The following is a 19292-nucleotide window of genomic DNA, read 5'->3' on the forward strand; positions in this document are numbered from 1 at the left end:
GGAAACGAAATAGCGCCGATGATAGTGTGGGGTTTCCCATGTGAAAGTAGGACATTGCCAAGCTCCTAATTTATTTAATAAAAAATAAAAACAAAATAGAAAAGATTTTCCTGGTGAAAATAGCATTTTGGAACCACCTGATCCCATGCCGAACTCAGTAGTGAAACGAAATAGCGCCGATGATAGTGTGGGGTTTCCCATGTGAAAGTAGGACATCGCCAGGACCTTATAAGTAGGTCGATGAAGGACATTCATCCATGAATCTCATCGACATTTGTACTTCCTGTACATCAAAGCCCGATTCTAAAGAGTCGGGCTTTTTTTATTTGGAGTAAAATACTTCCATGTAGTATCTCCCCTTCGCGCGTCCTTGCGCTCACTTCCTCGAACTGCGAAGCGTTGCTTCGGTTTCTCTTCACCCTCGCGTTCATTGCGCTGCGAAGCGTTGCTTCGGTCACAATTCACCCTTGCGTAAAGTAATACCGTTTTGAATAATTAACTGGTCAGATTTATCCAGTCCCTAAAGCACAATGATTTCACCCTGTGTGCACATTAGATAAACGCATTCCATGCTTCGCTGACCTGATCCAGAATGTCATCGTAGTTTGCAAAGGGTCTGTTTGATAACTTATGCTGTCTGAGCCAACTCCACACTTGTTCTATGGGGTTTAACTCTGGGGAATAAGGTGACAGCCTAATGATCACTACATTCTCCAAGCCTTTTACCAAACCATCTTTGAAGTGCCAGGCTGCACGGTCCATAACGACCACAGCCATTCTTGCTGATTGAGCCCTGTGTGATATTTGCCCCAGGAGAGAATACATGACTTCTTTATTCTCTACAGGTGAGATGAGGGCTTCTGTTTCGCCAGTCGTTGGACACACAGCACCAAATAGATAGGCATATTCGAATTGTTGCTGCTTTATACTAATTTCACTTAATACCTGTTCAATTTGACGGAGCAAATATGACGCTAACGGCGTTAAAAGTTTCTCATTTAGAACCTTTACCTGAGGGGTGAGTTCGCAAATTTTTGCCTGGTTATCGACTATATTTTCTCGCCTTACTCGCCTTACTCGCCTTACTCGCCTCAAAATAGAACACTTAACTAAGCAAATTGGTATTACAGCTTTTGGGCGTGAGCCTTTTTCAGCCCAAACCTTTGTGGTCGAAGTTTGCTGACCAAATCGTGCTTCATCCTGAAACCACACATCAATGCGTTTAGGAAGAAGATGTCCCGGGGTGTGAAGGATCGTTTCCAGCTCGAAGTTTTTTGAAAGCTGCTTGGTGAGCCTGGTTTCCTTTAGGGTGGATTGAGCGGCTGCTAATCCATGAGAAGTTTCGCCTTTTCAACAGTCTGTGAACAGCTGATAACTCGTACTCAATGTGAAAAGACTCAGATATACTGCTGAATATCTTCTAATGTTAGTCGACCACCTTCCGTGCGGTTTATAGAGTCGAGTACATATGCTTTAAGCTGCTTCAGCTGTGAATCATCCAGTTTGCAAGGGCGGCCCGAGCGAGGTAGCTCTTTCAAGCCTTTTAACCCATAGTCGAGATGGTCTTTCACCCATTTGTTCACGCTAGTACGACTGACCTTTAAGTATTCAGCAATCTGATAGCGAGATTTACCTTCAAAGAAATGATCCAGTGCGAGCATGCGCACTTTCTTTCTTGGATCTTTAGTTTGTTTGGAGAGCTTAATAAATTCAGAGGGCTGCAAAATCACTATCACATCGATGGAAATTGGATTTTGACATTAGGTCATAAAATTAATCAATTTGGTATTAGCTTTGAGACGCTGAATCCTCCACCAGCTGTCTTTGCCTTTGTCGGCAATGCGGCAATTTTCCGCCATCAAAATATTGGCCTTATTCTTGCTTTTATTCCACTAAGTCAAATTTTTGGAGTCGGGTTATGGCAATTAGTTTTGATAAAGCATTGGGGGTTCATCCCCACACTATGCTGATCCGGTCTCAGCGTGCTGAAATTTTGGCAAGTAATATAGCCAATGCAGATACTCCTGGATACAAAGCTAAGGATATCGACTTCGGTCAGGCTTTTAAAGCGGCAAAATCGGCACAGCTAAGCGGCAATAAGATGGTGAGAACCAATGAGAAACACCTGAGTGGTGGGACTCAGTTAAATAATGGTATTGAACAATATCGTACGCCAAATCAAGCAGATACTGGCGATGGAAACTCTGTGGACATACAAGTGGAACGAAACTTGTATGTACAAAATGCATTAGAGTACCAAGCTAGTTTGAGTTTTTTATCTGGTAAATTTAAAGGGCTAAAGAAAGCCCTTAGTGGTCAAGGTGGGTAATCATGAGTTTATATAATGTTTTTGATATAGCGGGCTCAGGTATGAGCGCTCAGAATGTCCGTTTGAATACGACTGCCAGTAATATTTCCAATGCAAACAGCATTAGCTCAAGTCAGGATAAGGTTTACAGAGCCAGGCACCCGGTGTTTGCTGCTGAGTTGAATAAAGCAGCGGCCGCTCATCCTAATACGATGGGGTCTTCGGTTGGTGTGAAAGTACTGGGGATTGTTGAAAGTGACAAACCACTACAGGTTGAATACAACCCTAACCATCCGAGTGCTGACAAAGACGGGTACATCTATAAACCGAATGTGAATGTGGTTGAAGAGATGACAAATATGATCTCTGCATCGCGTTCGTACCAAACGAATGTTCAGGTAGCGGATGCTGCTAAGCAGATGCTTAGTAAAACTTTGCAACTTGGTCAGCGCTAAGTGGGAGTATAGCCAATGAGTAACGACGTCAATTCAGCAACCTCGACCTATGTCGATTCATTGCGTTGGCCAGATAGACAAGTGCCAACAGAAAAGAATGATGAGTTGAAGCAAGAGGATTTCTTTGCGTTATTGACTCAGCAGTTGTCCTATCAGGATCCGAGTAAACCTGCGGACAATGATCAGATGATTGCGCAGATGACGAACTTCACGATGGCCGAGGGCATTTCGGACCTGAACTCAAAGTTCGAATCATTGGCTGATTCTATGACTTCTAATTCGGCGTTGCAGGCGTCTACCTTAATTGGCAAGAAGGCGCTGCTGGAGTCAGACACGATTGAGCATGGTCCAGACATGCAAGCTCGAGGATCAATCATTGTGTCAGAGCCGGTGGAAAAACTGACGGTAAGTGTTCTCAATGATAAAAACGAGCTGGTCAGAACCATTGATATGAAAGACCAGCAACCCGGTGCGGTGCGGTTTGAATGGGATGGTAAAAACAAAGAGGGCGAGATGCTTCCGCCTGGTGATTACACAATAAAAGCTGAAGGTTCAGTAAATGGCAAGTTTACAGCCTTGCCTACGGCGACCTTCAGAAACATAGAGAGCGTCAACGTCAATGGTGCTAGCGGCATCGTTATCAATACTAAAGCAGGTGCCGTGCGACTAACTGACGTCGCAGAATTGGCCTAATTAACAAGATTTAACCTTAATCGCAAGAGGTGAGAGTATGAGTTTCAATATTGCATTAACAGGTTTAGCTGCGGCTCAGAAAGACCTGGACACGACAGCTAACAACATTGCCAACGTGAATACGACAGGCTTTAAGGAATCACGTGCTGAGTTCGCATCCGTCTATGCATCTTCGGTATTCAGTGCAGGTAAGACAAAAAATGGTGATGGTGTTCAAACCACTATGGTTGCACAGCAGTTCCACCAGGGATCTCTGAACTTTACTCAGAACTCGCTGGATCTGGCGATTACGGGCGAGGGCTACTTCGCAATGAGTGAAGAGTTGGGTTCTCAAGACTTTACTTACAGCCGTGCGGGTGCATTTAAACTCAATAAAGACAACTTTATTGTTGATGCCCAGGGCAACTTCCTGCAAGGTTTCCCTGTTGACCCAAGTACAGGTGATACGACATCGGTCAGTTTGAGTACATCTGCTGCATTACAGATCCCAGATGCATCAGGTTCTCCTCGTGCAACAACAAACGTTTACACCTCATTTAACCTGGATTCAAGAGTGACAGCGCCGACATTGGCATTTGATCCAACGGTAAGTGCTTCTTATAACAGTTCAACGTCTACAACGATTTATGACAGTTTAGGTGAGCCGCATACTCTCCAGATGTACTTTGTTAAAGAAGACCCTGCGACAAACCCAAATCAGTGGCAGGTTTACGCAACGCTGGGTGGGCAGTTAGTCGGCCCTGCGGGTGACGGCAGTGTAGCTGGACCAATTACCGAGTTTGAATTTGATTCTAATGGTAACCCAGCTTCAACAGGTGATCCTGGAGTGCCTGTCTCTGGCCCAACTTTTGACCCGTTTAACATTCCTGCGGGTGCAGGCGCTGGTTTGTCAACATTATTGACCAATGGTGCAACTTTTCCGAGCAATATCCAGATGAACTGGCGTGATGAGGCAAATACTAAGCCACCGACACAGTTCGCAAGCCGCTTTGAAGTAAAAGCACTTGAGCAAGATGGCGCTACAACAGGTCGACTTGCAGGTATTGATATTGGTTCCGATGGTAAAATAGTGGCATCTTACAGTAATGGTGACTCTACTTATCTGGGCCAGGTTGCAATGGTTCGCTTCTCAAACTCGCAAGGCTTGCAGCAGGTAGGTAACACTGGATGGAAAAAGAGTTTAACATCAGGTGAACCTATCGCGGGTGAACCTGGTTCAGGTACGTTGGGGACCATCAACTCGTCAGCGCTAGAGCAGTCTAATGTAAACCTGACGAACGAGTTGGTTGACCTTATCAGTGCACAGCGAAACTTCCAGGCAAACTCTCGGGCTCTGGAAGTGAACTCAACACTTCAGCAGAACATTCTGCAGATCCGATAATCACTTTCATCACCTCTCAAGGCCGCTCAATGCGGCCTTTTCATTTTCTTGACGATCATCTTGGCATCTATATTGCTTTATTCAGTATAGATTGAACAATTTTAGGTCGTTCCCATGGATAAAATGCTGTATGTCGCTATGTCGGGTGCCAAACAAAATCTTGTTGGTGTCGGGCTTAAAGCGAACAACCTGGCCAACGCCAATACCACCGGATTTAAGGCTGACTTTGCACAGGCCCGCTCTATGCAGGCTTTTGGTGAAGGGCTGCCTACCCGCGTATTTGCTATGCAGGAGCGTCCGGGGACCATGATGACGGGCGGGGCTATCACTGAAACGGGACGTGATCTTGATATTGCGGTTGATGAAAAGTCCTGGATTAGTGTAGTGGATGCCGCGGGTGAAGAAGCTTATACCAAAGTTGGCACGTTGAACATCACCGCTGATGGTGCATTGGTCACCAGTCACGGTCGTCAAATTATTGGCGAAGGCGGACCGATTATTTTACCTTTGCCGGTAGAAAAGGTGGTGTTCAGTGACGATGGCTCCATTCAGGTTCGACCCCAGGGGGCACCAGCCAACTTTTTGGAAGTCGTCGACCGATTGAAGATTATTAGCGCAGACAACAGCAAACTTGAAAAAGGGAATGACGGTTTGTTCAGACCAAAAGAAGAGCTACTAGAAGATGGGGTGTGTGGATTTTGTGAAATTTCCCCTACCGCCAAGGTTATGAGTGGCTATCTGGAAATGTCTAATGTAAACCCAGTTCATGAGATGGTAGACATGGTGAACCTTCAGCGTCAGTTTGAAATGCAGATGAAACTGATGAAAACAGCTGAAGAAATTGATGAGCGACACACTTCGCTCCTGCGTATCGTTTAAGAGAGTGAGGTAAAAATTATGAACCCAGCATTATGGATCAGCAAAACCGGCTTAGATGCCCAGCAGACTGATATATCAGTTATTTCAAATAACCTGGCGAATGCCAGTACGGTTGGCTATAAAAAGAGCCGTGCGATATTTGAAGACTTACTCTATCAGAATATTAACCAACCAGGTGGACGCTCCTCTCAGGATACCGAACTGCCATCAGGTTTGATGCTAGGTGCCGGTGCCAAAGTGGTGGCAAACCAAAAAAACTTTTCGCAAGGTAATATGCTGAGCACAGAGAACTCACTGGACTGGATGGTTCAGGGACCGGGATTCTTTGAAATTCAGATGCCTGACGGCACCATCGCATACACGCGTAATGGTCAGTTCACCACAGATGAAGAAGGCCGTATTGTGACTTCTGGTGCAGGTTTCCCGTTACAGCCGGAAATGAATGTGCCTGATAATGCCAATTCCATCACCATCTCTCAAGATGGTGAAGTGTCCGTCAGTATTCAAGGTGAAGCCGCCAATACGGTCATAGGTCAGCTGGTTATCAGCGACTTTATTAACCCGTCTGGCCTTGAGCCGATTGGCCAAAACCTTTACACCGAAACGGCGGTTAGTGGCGCGCCGGTACAAGGCAACCCTGGCGTTGAAGGGCTTGGCTCTATTGTGCAGGGGGCACTGGAAACATCTAACGTTAACGTAACTGAAGAGCTGGTCAATCTGATAGAAACACAACGAGTTTATGAAATGAACTCTAAAGTGATCAAGTCAGTCGACGAGATGCTTAGTTACATTAATCAACAGCTTTAATTGATTGGGGGTAGTATGGACAAGTTACGTACACTTGGCCTGATAGCGGCAGGCTGTATAGCACTGAGTGGTTGTACAACAACGCAAAATAAAGATGTTAAGCGGGACGATCCTTACTACGCGCCCATGTACCCAGAAGCTGAAGCGGCGCCAGTCGTACCAACAGGTTCACTGTTCAATGCTTATGCCAACGATCTGTACTCTGATAAAAAGGCGCTTCGTACCGGAGACATCATCACGGTGGTATTGCGAGAGTCAACCCAGGCTTCGAAAGCGGCGAACTCTAAATTGGATAAAGACAGCGAAGTCGATATCGATCCTATACTGGGGTTAGGAGGCGCAGCAGTCAATTGGGGAAGCAAAAGTATCCAGTTAGATGCTGGCTCAAACTCATCTTTTCAGGGCGACGCGCAGGCTAACCAGTCAAATAGTCTGATTGGTAATATTTCTGTCAATGTGATGCGGGTTCTGCCCAATGGTAACTTAGTGATCCGAGGCGAAAAGTGGCTGACTCTAAATACAGGTGAGGAATTTATCCGCCTTGAAGGCCTGGTCAGGCCGCAAGATGTGAATGCTGATAATACGGTGGAATCAAACCGTATAGCGAATGCGCGCATTCAGTATTCCGGAAAAGGCGATACCCAGGAAGTACAAAGTGCTGGCTGGCTGACTAAATTCTTCATGAGTGCCATCATGCCATTTTGAGGTAAAAGACGATGAGATTATTCAACATGCTTGTGCTGGCCGTATCACTAGTTACAAGTCAGTTTGTCCATGCAGAGCGGATCAAAGATGTGACTATGGTTGAGGGCGTACGTTCAAACCAGTTAGTTGGCTATGGTCTGGTCGTGGGTCTGCCGGGTACAGGCGAACAAACGCGCTTTACCGAACAAAGCTTTAAAGGCATGCTGAACAGCTTTGGCATTACTATGCCTGCCAACCTCAAGCCTAAAATTAAAAATGTCGCGGCAGTCGCTGTCCATGCTGAGTTGCCCGCGTTTGTAAAGCCTGGTCAAACAATTGACGTGACTGTGTCTTCCATAGGTAGTGCAGGGAGTTTGCGTGGCGGAACACTGTTACAGACTTTTCTTAAAGGGGTTGATGGTAATGTCTATGCCATTGCTCAGGGTAGTATGATTGTAGGTGGCTTGGGTGCAGAAGGGTTAGACGGGAGCCGCGTGGTTATTAATACGCCGACAGTAGGACGAATTCCAAATGGTGGCACCGTTGAGCGTGCAGTCAGAAGTCCGTTTACGCAGGGCGACCACATCACTTTTAACCTAAACCGCCCAGATTTCACGACAGCGAAACGTCTGGCGGATACCATTAATGATCTGGTTGGCCCGCAAAGTGCGCAGGCTATGGATGCGGCATCTGTACGGGTTATAGCACCGCGTGATCCATCACAGCGTGTTGCTTATTTATCGACCCTGGAGAATTTAGAGTTCACCCCGGCAGATACCTCTGCCAAGATTATCGTTAACTCGCGTACTGGTACTATCGTCATCGGTAAAGAAGTGAAACTACAGCCAGCGGCAATCACTCATGGCGGCTTGACCGTGACCATTGCAGAGCAGGTGAACGTATCTCAGCCACAGCCTTTGTCTGAGGGAGAAACGGTTGTTACGCGTCAAAGCATTGTCGATGTTGACCAAGATGATTCTCGTGCCTTCGTGTTTGACCCCGGTTCAAGCCTGGATGATTTGGTGCGAGCTATCAATGCAGTAGGCGCTGCGCCCGGCGATTTGATGGCGATACTGGAAGCGCTAAAAGAAGCTGGTGCAATACATGGTCAATTAGTCGTCATTTAATGCTTCTTTTATAATCAAATAGTTAGCCCCGTTTTACGGGGCTTTTTTATTGGCTCAATAATTGCATTGTAATTGACTATGTATATTGATGTGATTTTGAGCAATGAATACTGATCCGACTCGCAACCAAAGTTTCTATGACTTAACTGATTTGAACTCGTTAAGACAGGACGCGCTGAAAAGTACCGGTGATGCCGATGCCTCTGAGGAAGCGTTGCGTAAAGCGGCTCAGCAATTCGAATCTATTTTCACGCAAATGATGTTGTCCAGCATGCGTAAGGCGAATGAAGTGCTGGAAGACAAAGATAGCCCATTCAACTCCAGCAGCGTCAAATTCTATCGTGATATGCATGATCAACAGATGTCTATGCAGCTTTCGAGCGAGGGCAGTCTGGGTCTTGCTGATCTCATTGTGCAGCAATTGTCACCGAATCGCGAGGGGTACATGCCTGGTTCGGTGCTGCGTACCGGCGCTGAGTTACAGAGTGACCGGATAGCTAATGGTGAGACTAATAAACCAACTCAGGATAAGCCAGCTGAGGTCCAGGAAAAGGCGGGCGGTGAAGTGCGCTTTGATGATCCTGAGTCCTTTGTTAGCCAGCTGTGGGACTATGCTAAATCTGCGGCAGAGAAGATTGGGCTTAATCCAGCGGTTATGGTTGCGCAAGCGGCACTGGAGACGGGGTGGGGTAAGCACATTATCGCGCGCCAGGATGGAGAAAGCAGCTTCAACCTTTTTAACATCAAAGCGGATAAGCGGTGGCAGGGTGACAGTGCCAGTAAAATGACACTGGAGTTTGAACAAGGTTTGCCAGTGAAAAAACAAGCTAACTTTAGAGCCTATGATTCGCTCAAAGATAGCATCAATGATTATGTCGATTTCCTGCAGTCAAATCCCAGGTATCAGGACGCCTTGAATAAGACAGACAATCCGGAGCAATATCTGGATGCACTGCAACAGGCCGGATACGCAACAGATCCAAATTATGCAGAGAAAATTAAACGTGTGTTGGGCAGAGGAGAGTTTCAGTCCATGTTGTCAGCGTCAGTGCATCAGGGAGTAAATTAAGATGTCCTTTAATCTTATGAATATTGGTACGTCGGGAGTCAGGGCCAGCTCTGAGTTACTCCAGACCACCAGTAAAAATATCGCAAACCTGAATACCAAAGGCTACGTTCGCGAGCGGACTGAGCACACTACTATGATTAACAATCAGGTAGGCCGTGGTGAAACAGTGCGTTTGCTCAATGAGTTTGCCCAGAAACAGCTCAATCGAGATTTATCGAGTCAGGCCTATTACGATCAGTTTGTGACGGAAGCTACCCGGGTTGATACCTTATTTGGTGAAGAATCAAACAATCTGAATCAGAGCATTAACTCCCTGTTCAACAATATGCAGGAGGCGATGAATTTACCCTCTTCAACGGTTGCGCGCTCTTTGTTTTTGACAGATGCTCAGAACTTGATCGATCAGATGGACCGATTGTCTGGTATTGTGTTTGATCAAAGCAATATCGTGAACGAGCAATTGTCTATCTATTCTGATGAAGCCAATAATCTCATTCAGAAGATCAGCGATATGAATGGTCAGGTCGCTGCGCTCAATGGTAATAACAGCGATGGCAGTGGCAGCTCCTTGCTAAATCAACGCGATCAGGCCATCAGAGATTTAGCCGAGTTGGTGGATATAGAGACTTTAGACGGAGCCAACGGTGAGAAATTGGTTTTTCTGGGGTCTGGTCAGTCTCTGGTGATGGAGAATGGCAGTTTTAGTCTTTTTTCGATGGATGGCGATCCCGATCCTAACCACAAAACACTGACTCTTGACGTCAAAGACGGCTCTGCCGTCGCACTTGAAGTAGATCACACGACGCTGAGGGGCAAAATCGGCGGGCTGATGGCTTTTCGTGATGACATTCTGGTACCCGCTCAGACTCAACTGGGCCAGATTGGTTTGTCACTGGCCGATGCTTTTAATCAGCAAAACCAATTGGGGATGGACTTAGACGGTAATCTGGGTGGCAATATATTCGAGCTGCCGACTGTTGGTGGGTATCCCTATGCCAGCAACACCAGTACGGCACAGTTAACGGCTACGGTTGAGCCAGGTAAAGGTAAAGAAGTTCCAGCGACGGATTTCAGAGTCACCTATACCGCAGCAAACACTGTCGAAATTGCAGCGGTAGACAGTAAGGGCAATGTTCAGGGAACTCCCGTAACCGCAAACGTGATTGGAGGAGTAATAGATTCAAACTCAGTTGCGGCAGGTGTAGACATGTTTGGTTTGCAAATGAACCTGACAGGGACCGCCAATGTTGGGGATAGTTTTTTAGTTAAACTCAACTCCGGTACTGCTGGTAATCTGCAGCTGGCAACAGACCGTCCTGAAAGCCTTGCACTGGCCTCTCCCATTCGTACAGAGACCGCGGCAAATAATGTTAGTAATGCCATTATCTCAGTGGGTTCTGTCACTAACACTGACCCCGCTACCAGTAACTTTACGGCGGCACCACCAAGTCTTACCAATGGCACCATTACATTAACTAAAACGGCAAATGCCAACGAATATCAGATTGTGGATGGCAACGGAACTAATACCTTTACCATCACGCCCCCTGCAGAAAATATCCTTGCACAGGCGGGAGGAGCGTATGCCAGCTATGGTTTTGACTTCAATATAGAAGGGACACCCTCAACGGGCGATACTTACACTATTGAATTTAACACGGGCGGTTTCGATGATAACCGAAATGGTCTGGAGCTGAGTAAATTGCAAAGCTCAGAGCTGGTTCGACAAAATGTAGTAACAACTGCAACAGCAGACAATTTAAAAACGTTCAATGAAGCCTATGCAGGCCTGGTTACAGAAATTGGGGTTGTGGCGAATCAGGCCAAGACCAATGGTGCCGCTTATGAAGCGTTGGCAGCACAATCAGAAGCCTGGTACGAATCGATGGCTGGCGTAAACCTGGATGAAGAGGCAGCCAATTTGTTACGTTTCCAGCAATCTTACTCAGCAGCAGCGCAAGTACTGAGCGCGGCAAGAACTGTATTTGACACCTTATTAAGTGCGGCGAGGTAATTATGCGTTTATCTCAAAATATGATGTATCAGAACAACCTGAACTCCATACTCGATAGTCAGCAAGACGTGAATAAAGCCATGCAACAGGTCAATACCCAAAAGCGCGTGTTGACTGCATCCGATGATCCATCTGCGATGGCACGGGCATTATTATATACTGACAGGATCCAGACTAACGAGCAGTACACAAAAAACCTGACCATGCTTAAAGGTCGGTTGGATACTCAAGAAGGTGTACTTGATAATATCAAAGACTCCTTAACACGGGCTTTGACCCTGACTGTTCAGGCAGGTAATGGCTCCTTGGTCGATGTAGACCGAGCGTCACTTTCAGAAGAGCTCAGCGCGATAAAAACGGCGGTTCACGACCTGATGAATGCCAAAACCGAAGATGGTCGGTACATATTTTCCGGCTATCAGGATAATACTGAAGCCTATTCGTATAACAGTACGCAGCAGCGCTATCAGTATAATGGTGACCAGGGGCAGCATAAAATTAAGGTCGCTGAAGGGGTTGAAATTAAGTCCAGTGATAATGGCTTTGATGTATTTGAAAGTGTGCCAACCAGATTAAATGTTGTATCCAATACAGCGACAGTCTCGGGCAGTGTGGTGAGTTCCGATGTATATGTGACCAAACAAGGTCCTTTTGATGAGTTTCACAAAGCGAATTACAATCCGGATCCGACAGCACCTGCCGGCTCGAATACCTTTAGTCTGGTACTGACTGCAGGTACGCCTAATACCTATACTTTGCAGCAAGGTGCAACAGTATTGGCAACCGGAAGTTATGAAGAAAACCATATTGAAGTGGCGGGAATGGAGTTTAGCTTCACGGGAAGTGCGCCTGCACAAATCGACTTTGACCTTGAAGCGCCAGAAAAAGATAACGTGCTAAATATGCTGGATGATCTGGTTGCTGCATTGAATGACCCGACCCTAAGCGAAAAAGACTACCGTCAGGTACTGGCTGATTCCATGATTGGAATTGATAACGCAAAAAATAGGGTATCGCAGACACAGTCGGGTTTAGGTGGCAGGCTCAATACGGCAACACGTATTACCGATGCCAACGCAGACCTGGACATTAATAACAAGATTGCCAAAGCTGAGCTGGTTGAACTGGATATGGCAGAAGCCATCACCGATTTGACCAAGCATGAAACCGCTTTGCAGGCATCTCAGGCTACCTTTGGCCGACTTTCCAACCTTTCTTTACTTGACTATATCAGGTAGTCCTACATTTTAGTGGCTTTCGAGATAAACCTCGAAAGCCAACTCTTCTTTCCTTTTTTATCAGTTTACATTCTAACCCTATAACTTATATGCCTTTTACTTCTAGGTTTGAGATTTATTCTTAGAACCTCAGGCGGCAATTTATTTCCCGCTTTAAACGGCTTTAATAAGTTAATTTCATTTTAAATCAGTGGCTTAATAATTTTTTATAAATTTCTCTAAAGTATTTTTCCTGCCGTCCGATAACTTAAGTAACCAAGCCGGAGAGTGAAAACAAACCTTGAAGGCTAAGAGAGTAAGTTTTAGAAGTTTGAGAGTGGGCACTTACAGAGTAAGCACTCAAAGAGTAAGCACTCAGATTACAGTGGGAGAATCACCATGGCACTTTATGTAAATACTAACGTAAGTTCATTGAATGCTCAAAGACAATTAAACAATTCAGGCAACTCGCTTGATGTTTCCTTCAAGCGTTTATCATCGGGCTTCCGTATCAACAGCGCTGCTGACGATGCAGCAGGTCTACAAATTTCAGACCGTTTGACTTCGCAAATCAACGGTTTAAACCAAGGTAACCGTAACGCCAACGACGGTATCTCGCTAGCTCAGACAGCTGAAGGCGCGATGGACGAAGTTACCTCAATGTTCCAGCGTATTCGTACTCTGGCACAGCAAGCAGCAAACGGCTCAAACACAGATGAAGACCGTTTGGCAATTCAGGAAGAGATCCGCTCACTGTCTTCAGAGGTGAACCGGGTAGCTGCAGATACAACCTTCGGTGGTCAAAACCTGCTTGATGGTACTTATTCTGCAAACTTCCAGGTTGGTGCTGACGCAGTACAAACCATCGGTTTCAGTATGCAAAATGTTGCCGGTACTACCAATGACATGCAGGCAAACGGCGGTTTCACCCTGTCAGGTATCGCAGGCATCGCCAGTGGTGTAACGGGGGTTGCTCTGAGTACCACAACAGGAACTATCAGTACAAACATCGGTACTGAAGCAGATGCGAAGGTGTTCTCTGACGTGTTCACTGAAACAGGTATCTCGGTATCATCTCAGGCAAACGCACAGGCAGTATTGGCTGGTATGGACAACCTGATTGCAGTAGTTGATAAGAAGCGTGCAGAGCTAGGTGCGGTTCAAAACCGGTTCCAGTCTACGATTCGTAACCAATCGAACATCTCTGAGAACCTGTCAGCTGCGAAATCACGTATCAAAGATACTGACTTCGCACAGGAAACTGCAAGCTTAACTAAAATGCAGATCCTACAACAGGCGAGCCAGACAATCCTGAGTCAGGCTAACCAGCGTCCACAGGCTGCACTAAGTCTACTGGGATAAGATAGGTAGGAAAACAGGTGCCCGGACTTGATGGGGTATTAGCCAGGGCACCTAATTGGATGATAAAGCGGAGGAGCTTAAATCCAATTCAGTTCATCAAAACAATGAACACGTTAATATTAGCACTTTCCGTGCCAATATTATGAAAAAATATTGACACCCACTCTCAAACTTCAAAAAAGAGGCTGCTAGGCCTCTTTTTCTTTATACTTTTTATTTAGATATGCGGTTTGGTTTGGCAATATTACACTTCTAAAACACCTGAAGGCCCTTCCTTACAGGTATCGCGTCGATGTCAGCTTTATAAACAGTATAGCTCAGAGCGCAATGTAACGAGTCCAAGGTGCTATTTATGCATTGTCAAAATTTCTTGGCACGTCCTTTGCTTTATTCACTCCAGAAGAAATTAAGTTTGTACAAGCGGCATTGGATTGCCCCTTCACTGAGCCCCGGCCAGTGATAACAATTGCCTCCTTGTACACCAATGAACAGCTCAATGCTGAGCATTTGTATAGAGAGAGTGAATCATGGCTTTATTTGTAAATACCAATGTCAGTTCCATTAATGCGCAACGACAACTACAACAGTCCGGTGTTGAGCTGGACACGTCCTTCAAACGCTTGTCTTCAGGTTTACGGATCAACAGTGCGGCAGATGATGCTGCGGGTCTGCAAATCTCCGACCGACTTCAGTCGCAGATCTTAGGCCTTAACCAGGGTAACCGAAATGCCAACGACGGTATTTCTCTCGCTCAGACTGCGGAAGGTGCGATGGACGAAATTACCTCTATGTTCCAGCGTATCCGGACCTTGTCACAGCAAGCTGCCAACGGTTCAAACACTGATGAAGACCGACTGGCAATTCAGGAAGAAATACGCCAGCTGGCTGCAGAAGTAAACCGGGTTGCCAGCGATACCACGTTTGGTGGTCAAAACTTATTGGATGGCTCTTATGCAGCAAACTTCCAGGTGGGTGCTGATGCCGTTCAGACGATCGGCTTTAGTATGCAGTATGTGGGCGCGACAACTAACTCTATGGCTGCCAATGGTGGCTTTACTCTGTCTGGTGTTGCGGGTATTGCCAGCGGTGTGTCGGGCGCAGCCCTGAGTGCAACGACAGCGACCATCAGTACAAACATTGGTACCGAAGCTGATGCGAAAGTGTTCTCCAATGTTTATACGGCAGCAGGTATATCTGTATCATCGCAGGCCAATGCTCAGGCCGTTATGGCGGGGATGGATGCGTTAATTGCGGTGGTTGATAAAAAACGTGCTGAACTGGGTGCGGTACAAAACCGTTTCCAGTCGACAATTCGAAACCAGGCGAATATTTCAGAGAACCTGTCAGCTGCGAAATCTCGGATTAAAGATGCGGACTTTGCGATGGAAACCGCTAAACTAACTAAAAACCAGATCCTACAACAGGCCAGCCAGACCATTCTTGGTCAGGCAAACCAGCGTCCACAGGCCGCACTGAGTCTGCTACAGGGTTAATAACACAAAAAAATTAAAATAATTTGCAAATAAGGCTAAAGCTTTCGCTTTATCAGTCGATAGCGGATTTAGAGAACTATAAATCTAGGACTCTAAATCATCGCTGCTGGCAGGGTAGGGGTATCCCGTCTCAGCGAGTTATATTGATAAAGCGGAGGCTATTATGGCTTTATATGTAAACACCAATGTGAGTTCATTGAACGCACAGCGGCAATTAAACAAATCCTCAGGTGCGTTAGATACGTCTTTCCAACGCTTGTCGTCGGGTTTGCGCATTAACAGTGCAAAAGACGATGCTGCAGGTATGCAAATCACCAACCGTCTGAACGGTCAGATCAACGGTCTGAACCAAGGTATCCGAAACGCGAACGACGGTATCTCACTGGCGCAAACTGCTGAAGGTGCGCTGGACGAAACCACTCAAATGTTTCAACGGATCAGAACACTGGCTCAACAGGCATCTAACGGTTCAAACACCGACGAAGACAGACTGGCACTGCAAGAAGAAATTCGCTCACTTTCTCAGGAAGTGAACCGAGTTGCAGCTGACACCACCTTCGGTGGTCAGAACCTGCTTGATGGTTCATACGATGCGAATTTCCAGGTGGGTGCGGATGCAGTGCAAACCATTGGCTTCAGTATGCAAAACGTTGCCTCTACAACCAACGACCTGCAAGCGAACGGTGGCTTCACGCTGTCTGGTATTGCTGGTATCGCCAGTGGGGTAACCGGGGTTGCGCTAAGTACCACTACAGGAACAATCAGTACAACGATTGGCACTGAAGCTGACGCAAAAGTGTTCTCCGACGTATTTACTGAAACGGGTATTTCAGTATCTTCGCAGGCCAATGCGCAGGCGGTACTTGCTGGAATGGATCAGCTCATTGCTGTAGTGGATAAAAAACGTGCAGAGCTGGGTGCGGTACAAAACCGGTTCCAGTCAACCATTCGTAACCAGTCAAATGTTGCGGAAAACCTGACAGCTGCACGTTCTCGTATCCAGGACACTGACTTTGCGGCTGAAACAGCCAGTTTGACTAAGATGCAGATCCTGCAACAGGCAAGTAGTTCAATCCTGAGTCAGGCGAATCAGCGTCCTCAGGTCGCCCTGTCGCTCTTAGGCTAATAATAGTGTAGCGTCAAGTTTGTATGAGAAATCGCGAAACTTGGCGTATACTTATAGTTAGACTAGTGATTGGAGGTGTATTGTGAAAGAGATTCAGGCAACATTAGGGCTTGGCTCAAATAATGCGGTGCTCACTCCTGGTCAAATCAAGCCTGAGGAAAACGCAGAAACGCTTCGGGCTGTAGAGAAGTTAACCAAGCTGGTTGATAACCCTGCAGTTCGTGCTCAGGACAAGCAAAAGGAAGAAGCTGACCCTGATACGCAGGACAAATTGTTCGCCCAGGTGAAATCTGATCTTGCGAAGCTGAATGACTTTATACCGGTCACCGCAACCAATTTGTCGTTTGAGTTTGATGATAAAGGCAATCCGCCATTCATCAGAGTCATCGACAAAGGCAGTGATGAAGTGATCCGAGAGATCCCCTCAGAGGAATTTCGTGAAGTCGCTAAGGCTTTGGAAGAATTTGCCGATAAAGTATCAGGAAAAGGTTTGCTGTTTGACAGGACAGCATAAATGAAAGTGAATTGGAGGTAGCAAATGCCACTTATAACGTCTGCAGGCGTCGGCTCAGGCCTGGATTTGGAGAGTATTATCAAAGCATCGGTTGATGCTGAAAATATTCCCAAAATGCAGGCCTTCGTCAAGAAAGAAGAGTCTTTGAAAGTAGAACTCTCTGCCTTGGGCGAGGTTAAGTCTGCTATCTCCAAACTCAACGATACAGTTAAAAAATTGGCCGACCCTGATAACTTCGGTAAAAGGGTTGCCAACATTACACAACCTACATCTGGCGACATTATCAGTGTGACGCCCACGTCAGACATATCAGTCGGTAATTTTGATATTGCCGTCAAACAATTGGCACAGGGCAGTCGGGCTGTTTCGGCAGATGGCGCCTATACGTCAATTGATGATGTAGTAAGTGCCACTGGAGGGACATTGACCTTCGGCGCAGGCGCAGATAAAAATTTTACTCTGGATGTCACCGCGGGTATGACGCTAGGTGAGCTGCGAGATGCAATTAATGCGTCTGATACAAACTTTGGCGTGACGGCGAACATAGTAAATACTGGTACAGCTGCAGGCTCAAAGTTGATATTGACGTCTAACGTGAGCGGTACAGGCAACGACCTGACCGTAACTAATGACAATGCAGAGCTTGATAAAGTCTCTATAGGTACAACGGGTGGCATGACCATTGCCGCGGATGATGCTGCGCGTAACTCGATCATCACTGTAGATGGCTTGGAAATACAAAGCGATACCAACACTTTTAAAGATGCAGTACAGGACATGACCATCAAGGCACTGGCGAAAAGCGACGGGAATGACACCGACGGCTATGATACTGCAAGTTTGAATGTGGATTATGACAGAGAGTCAGTTAATACACTCATCGATGAGTTTATTTCGAACTATAACAACCTGATTGGTAACATTGGTTTTCAGACGCGGATAGGCAAACCCTTAAATGGTGACTCGTCCATGCGTACCCTGAGCGACCAGCTGATCACTACTTTGTCAACCAAGCTGACCGATGCCGGACCATTTGAAACCATTTTTGATATTGGTTTGGGCGTGGATAATGACGGCTATCTCGAAAAGTCATCCTTGGTTCGCAGTCTGAATGATGCCATGGACAGTAACTACGATGACATTGGCACAGCGTTTGCAGGAGAGAATGGTGTCGCGAAACAACTTGAGACCTTGCTTGATAACTATGCAAGTTCGAGTGGTTTGATTAAAGATCGTGAAGATGGCCTTAATGGCCAGATAAGTGATTTAGAAGACGATGTTGAAAACCATGAATTTCGAATGGCGTCTTTGGAAGAACGGCTGAGAAAACAGTATGCAGGGCTTGATGTCTTGATTGCCCAGATGCAACAGACCCAGTCCTATCTGGGCGCTCAGCTCGCGAATTTGCCAGGGTTCACCAAGTCTAAGTAAGGAGCCATTATGTATAACGCAAGAGTTAAAAATTACCAAAAAGAAGCACTGAAAACCCGAGTGGCAGGTGCGGATCGTTACGAAATTATTCAGATGCTAATGGCTGGCGCAGTCGAGAAGATGGTACTTGCCAAGGTATCTATTGAAAAACGTCACCTCGAGGCAAAGGCAGAGCATATTTCAAAAGCTTCTGCGATTTTAGAAGCGTTGCGCGGCTGCCTGGACTTTGAAGTTGGTGGCGAAGTAACCGAGAATCTGTATGCATTATATTCTTACATGATAGATCGATTGCTGGATGCCAGTATTCAGAACGATCCGGCGATCGTTGACGAAGTATCAAACCTGTTAAAGGAAATTAAATCAGCCTGGGACGCAATCCCTGTTGATGTGCGTCAGCAGACATTGACTGCAAATGGCGCTGACGCAAATGTCGGTTGATTTTGCGCAAATAGAAGCAACCTTGACTGAGTTAGATGTTGCTTGCCAGGCTGGTGAACTTGAAGAGGCGCAACGTCTCTTCAGGCAAGCAGATACGCAGATCCGAGCAACATTGACCCGAGAGGTACTGGCAGAATCGGAACAGTGTCGACGCTCTGCTGCTAATATTTACCATCATATCCAAGAGTTAACCACCCAATTGCAGCTAAACAGAACGTCAGTTGCGAAAGAACTGTCGCAGTTTGTCGGTAATCAAAAAAAGATCAAAGCGTATAAAAATACTTAATACGACAT

Annotated in this window: 21 protein-coding genes and 1 rRNA gene; 19 read left to right on the forward strand and 3 right to left on the reverse strand. The window is 46.3% G+C overall.

The window, feature by feature from the left end:
* Positions 1-109 precede the first annotated feature (109 nt).
* Positions 110-224 (forward strand): 5S ribosomal RNA (gene rrf, locus CWB98_RS18520).
* A gap of 328 nt (positions 225-552) precedes the next feature.
* On the opposite strand, the gene CWB98_RS18525 is transcribed toward rrf, so the two are convergent.
* Genes CWB98_RS18525 through CWB98_RS18535 form a run of 3 tightly spaced genes read right to left on the reverse strand, consistent with a single transcriptional unit; the run spans position 553 to position 1736 of the window.
* Positions 553-1212 carry a transposase gene (locus CWB98_RS18525; protein WP_171045699.1) on the reverse strand — a complete coding sequence of 220 codons (660 nt, stop codon included), beginning with the start codon at positions 1210-1212 and terminating at the stop codon, positions 553-555.
* A gap of 10 nt (positions 1213-1222) precedes the next feature.
* The gene (locus CWB98_RS24740; RefSeq protein ID WP_432765893.1) at positions 1223-1354 is read right to left on the reverse strand and encodes a hypothetical protein; all 132 of its coding nucleotides are present in this window, start codon (positions 1352-1354) and stop codon (positions 1223-1225) included.
* 43 nt (positions 1355-1397) lie between these two features.
* Positions 1398-1736 (reverse strand): helix-turn-helix domain-containing protein, encoded by a 339-nt coding sequence (locus tag CWB98_RS18535; protein WP_349304489.1) that lies wholly within the window; start codon positions 1734-1736, stop codon positions 1398-1400.
* A gap of 182 nt (positions 1737-1918) precedes the next feature.
* Here CWB98_RS18535 and flgB point away from each other — a divergent pair, with 182 nt between their 5' ends.
* From flgB to CWB98_RS18625, 18 genes are all read left to right on the forward strand, one after another.
* Positions 1919-2329, forward strand: a complete 411-nt coding sequence (gene flgB / locus CWB98_RS18540; RefSeq protein ID WP_125720705.1) for a flagellar basal body rod protein FlgB — start codon at positions 1919-1921, stop codon at positions 2327-2329.
* Positions 2330-2331: 2 nt separating this feature from the next.
* Positions 2332-2763, forward strand: a complete 432-nt coding sequence (gene flgC, locus CWB98_RS18545; RefSeq protein ID WP_054015564.1) for a flagellar basal body rod protein FlgC — start codon at positions 2332-2334, stop codon at positions 2761-2763.
* A 15-nt stretch (positions 2764-2778) separates the two neighbouring features.
* The gene (locus CWB98_RS18550; RefSeq protein WP_138546200.1) at positions 2779-3456 is read left to right on the forward strand and encodes a flagellar hook assembly protein FlgD; all 678 of its coding nucleotides are present in this window, start codon (positions 2779-2781) and stop codon (positions 3454-3456) included.
* Between the two features lie 37 nt (positions 3457-3493).
* On the forward strand, positions 3494-4837 hold the full coding sequence (gene flgE, locus CWB98_RS18555) for a flagellar hook protein FlgE (RefSeq protein ID WP_138546201.1): 1344 nt from the start codon (positions 3494-3496) through the stop codon (positions 4835-4837).
* Positions 4838-4951: 114 nt separating this feature from the next.
* Positions 4952-5716, forward strand: a complete 765-nt coding sequence (locus CWB98_RS18560; RefSeq protein WP_138546202.1) for a flagellar basal body rod protein FlgF — start codon at positions 4952-4954, stop codon at positions 5714-5716.
* Positions 5717-5734: 18 nt separating this feature from the next.
* Positions 5735-6523, forward strand: a complete 789-nt coding sequence (flgG, locus tag CWB98_RS18565) for a flagellar basal-body rod protein FlgG (RefSeq protein WP_138546203.1) — start codon at positions 5735-5737, stop codon at positions 6521-6523.
* Between the two features lie 15 nt (positions 6524-6538).
* Entirely contained in the window at positions 6539-7228 is a 690-nt protein-coding gene (gene flgH / locus CWB98_RS18570; RefSeq protein WP_138546204.1) for a flagellar basal body L-ring protein FlgH, read from the forward strand.
* An 11-nt stretch (positions 7229-7239) separates the two neighbouring features.
* A complete protein-coding gene (locus tag CWB98_RS18575) occupies positions 7240-8334 on the forward strand; it encodes a flagellar basal body P-ring protein FlgI (protein WP_138546205.1) in 1095 nt (364 codons plus the stop codon).
* Between the two features lie 103 nt (positions 8335-8437).
* Positions 8438-9403 carry a flagellar assembly peptidoglycan hydrolase FlgJ gene (gene flgJ / locus CWB98_RS18580; RefSeq protein WP_138546206.1) on the forward strand — a complete coding sequence of 322 codons (966 nt, stop codon included), beginning with the start codon at positions 8438-8440 and terminating at the stop codon, positions 9401-9403.
* A gap of 1 nt (position 9404) precedes the next feature.
* Positions 9405-11417 carry a flagellar hook-associated protein FlgK gene (gene flgK / locus CWB98_RS18585; protein ID WP_138546207.1) on the forward strand — a complete coding sequence of 671 codons (2013 nt, stop codon included), beginning with the start codon at positions 9405-9407 and terminating at the stop codon, positions 11415-11417.
* Between the two features lie 2 nt (positions 11418-11419).
* A complete protein-coding gene (flgL, locus tag CWB98_RS18590; protein WP_138546208.1) occupies positions 11420-12655 on the forward strand; it encodes a flagellar hook-associated protein FlgL in 1236 nt (411 codons plus the stop codon).
* Positions 12656-13033: 378 nt separating this feature from the next.
* Positions 13034-13996 (forward strand): flagellin, encoded by a 963-nt coding sequence (locus CWB98_RS18595; protein WP_138546209.1) that lies wholly within the window; start codon positions 13034-13036, stop codon positions 13994-13996.
* 527 nt (positions 13997-14523) lie between these two features.
* A complete protein-coding gene (locus CWB98_RS18600; protein ID WP_138546210.1) occupies positions 14524-15489 on the forward strand; it encodes a flagellin in 966 nt (321 codons plus the stop codon).
* A 163-nt stretch (positions 15490-15652) separates the two neighbouring features.
* Entirely contained in the window at positions 15653-16615 is a 963-nt protein-coding gene (locus tag CWB98_RS18605; RefSeq protein WP_138546211.1) for a flagellin, read from the forward strand.
* An 82-nt stretch (positions 16616-16697) separates the two neighbouring features.
* Positions 16698-17129, forward strand: a complete 432-nt coding sequence (locus CWB98_RS18610; protein WP_138546212.1) for a flagellar protein FlaG — start codon at positions 16698-16700, stop codon at positions 17127-17129.
* A 24-nt stretch (positions 17130-17153) separates the two neighbouring features.
* Positions 17154-18560 carry a flagellar filament capping protein FliD gene (fliD, locus tag CWB98_RS18615; protein WP_138546213.1) on the forward strand — a complete coding sequence of 469 codons (1407 nt, stop codon included), beginning with the start codon at positions 17154-17156 and terminating at the stop codon, positions 18558-18560.
* A gap of 9 nt (positions 18561-18569) precedes the next feature.
* On the forward strand, positions 18570-18998 hold the full coding sequence (fliS, locus tag CWB98_RS18620; protein WP_054015578.1) for a flagellar export chaperone FliS: 429 nt from the start codon (positions 18570-18572) through the stop codon (positions 18996-18998).
* Complete coding sequence (locus CWB98_RS18625) at positions 18973-19284, forward strand: hypothetical protein (protein WP_249364720.1); 312 nt, start codon at positions 18973-18975, stop codon at positions 19282-19284. Before fliS ends, CWB98_RS18625 begins: the two co-directional genes overlap by 26 nt.
* The last annotated feature ends 8 nt before the right edge of the window (positions 19285-19292 follow it).

Source organism: Pseudoalteromonas rubra (genome assembly GCF_005887115.1).
GTDB classification, from domain to species: Bacteria; Pseudomonadota; Gammaproteobacteria; order Enterobacterales; family Alteromonadaceae; genus Pseudoalteromonas; species Pseudoalteromonas rubra_F.

Excerpts from the sequence above, each read along its gene's own strand:
- flgB (WP_125720705.1), top strand. The coding sequence starts at position 1,919 with ATGGCAATTAGTTTTGATAAAGCATTGGGGGTTCATCCCCACACTATG.
- flgC (WP_054015564.1), top strand. The coding sequence starts at position 2,332 with ATGAGTTTATATAATGTTTTTGATATAGCGGGCTCAGGTATGAGCGCT.
- CWB98_RS18550 (WP_138546200.1), top strand. The coding sequence starts at position 2,779 with ATGAGTAACGACGTCAATTCAGCAACCTCGACCTATGTCGATTCATTG.
- flgE (WP_138546201.1), top strand. The coding sequence starts at position 3,494 with ATGAGTTTCAATATTGCATTAACAGGTTTAGCTGCGGCTCAGAAAGAC.
- CWB98_RS18560 (WP_138546202.1), top strand. The coding sequence starts at position 4,952 with ATGGATAAAATGCTGTATGTCGCTATGTCGGGTGCCAAACAAAATCTT.
- flgG (WP_138546203.1), top strand. The coding sequence starts at position 5,735 with ATGAACCCAGCATTATGGATCAGCAAAACCGGCTTAGATGCCCAGCAG.
- flgH (WP_138546204.1), top strand. The coding sequence starts at position 6,539 with ATGGACAAGTTACGTACACTTGGCCTGATAGCGGCAGGCTGTATAGCA.
- CWB98_RS18575 (WP_138546205.1), top strand. The coding sequence starts at position 7,240 with ATGAGATTATTCAACATGCTTGTGCTGGCCGTATCACTAGTTACAAGT.
- flgJ (WP_138546206.1), top strand. The coding sequence starts at position 8,438 with ATGAATACTGATCCGACTCGCAACCAAAGTTTCTATGACTTAACTGAT.
- flgK (WP_138546207.1), top strand. The coding sequence starts at position 9,405 with ATGTCCTTTAATCTTATGAATATTGGTACGTCGGGAGTCAGGGCCAGC.
- flgL (WP_138546208.1), top strand. The coding sequence starts at position 11,420 with ATGCGTTTATCTCAAAATATGATGTATCAGAACAACCTGAACTCCATA.
- CWB98_RS18595 (WP_138546209.1), top strand. The coding sequence starts at position 13,034 with ATGGCACTTTATGTAAATACTAACGTAAGTTCATTGAATGCTCAAAGA.
- CWB98_RS18600 (WP_138546210.1), top strand. The coding sequence starts at position 14,524 with ATGGCTTTATTTGTAAATACCAATGTCAGTTCCATTAATGCGCAACGA.
- CWB98_RS18605 (WP_138546211.1), top strand. The coding sequence starts at position 15,653 with ATGGCTTTATATGTAAACACCAATGTGAGTTCATTGAACGCACAGCGG.
- fliD (WP_138546213.1), top strand. The coding sequence starts at position 17,154 with ATGCCACTTATAACGTCTGCAGGCGTCGGCTCAGGCCTGGATTTGGAG.
- fliS (WP_054015578.1), top strand. The coding sequence starts at position 18,570 with ATGTATAACGCAAGAGTTAAAAATTACCAAAAAGAAGCACTGAAAACC.
- CWB98_RS18625 (WP_249364720.1), top strand. The coding sequence starts at position 18,973 with ATGGCGCTGACGCAAATGTCGGTTGATTTTGCGCAAATAGAAGCAACC.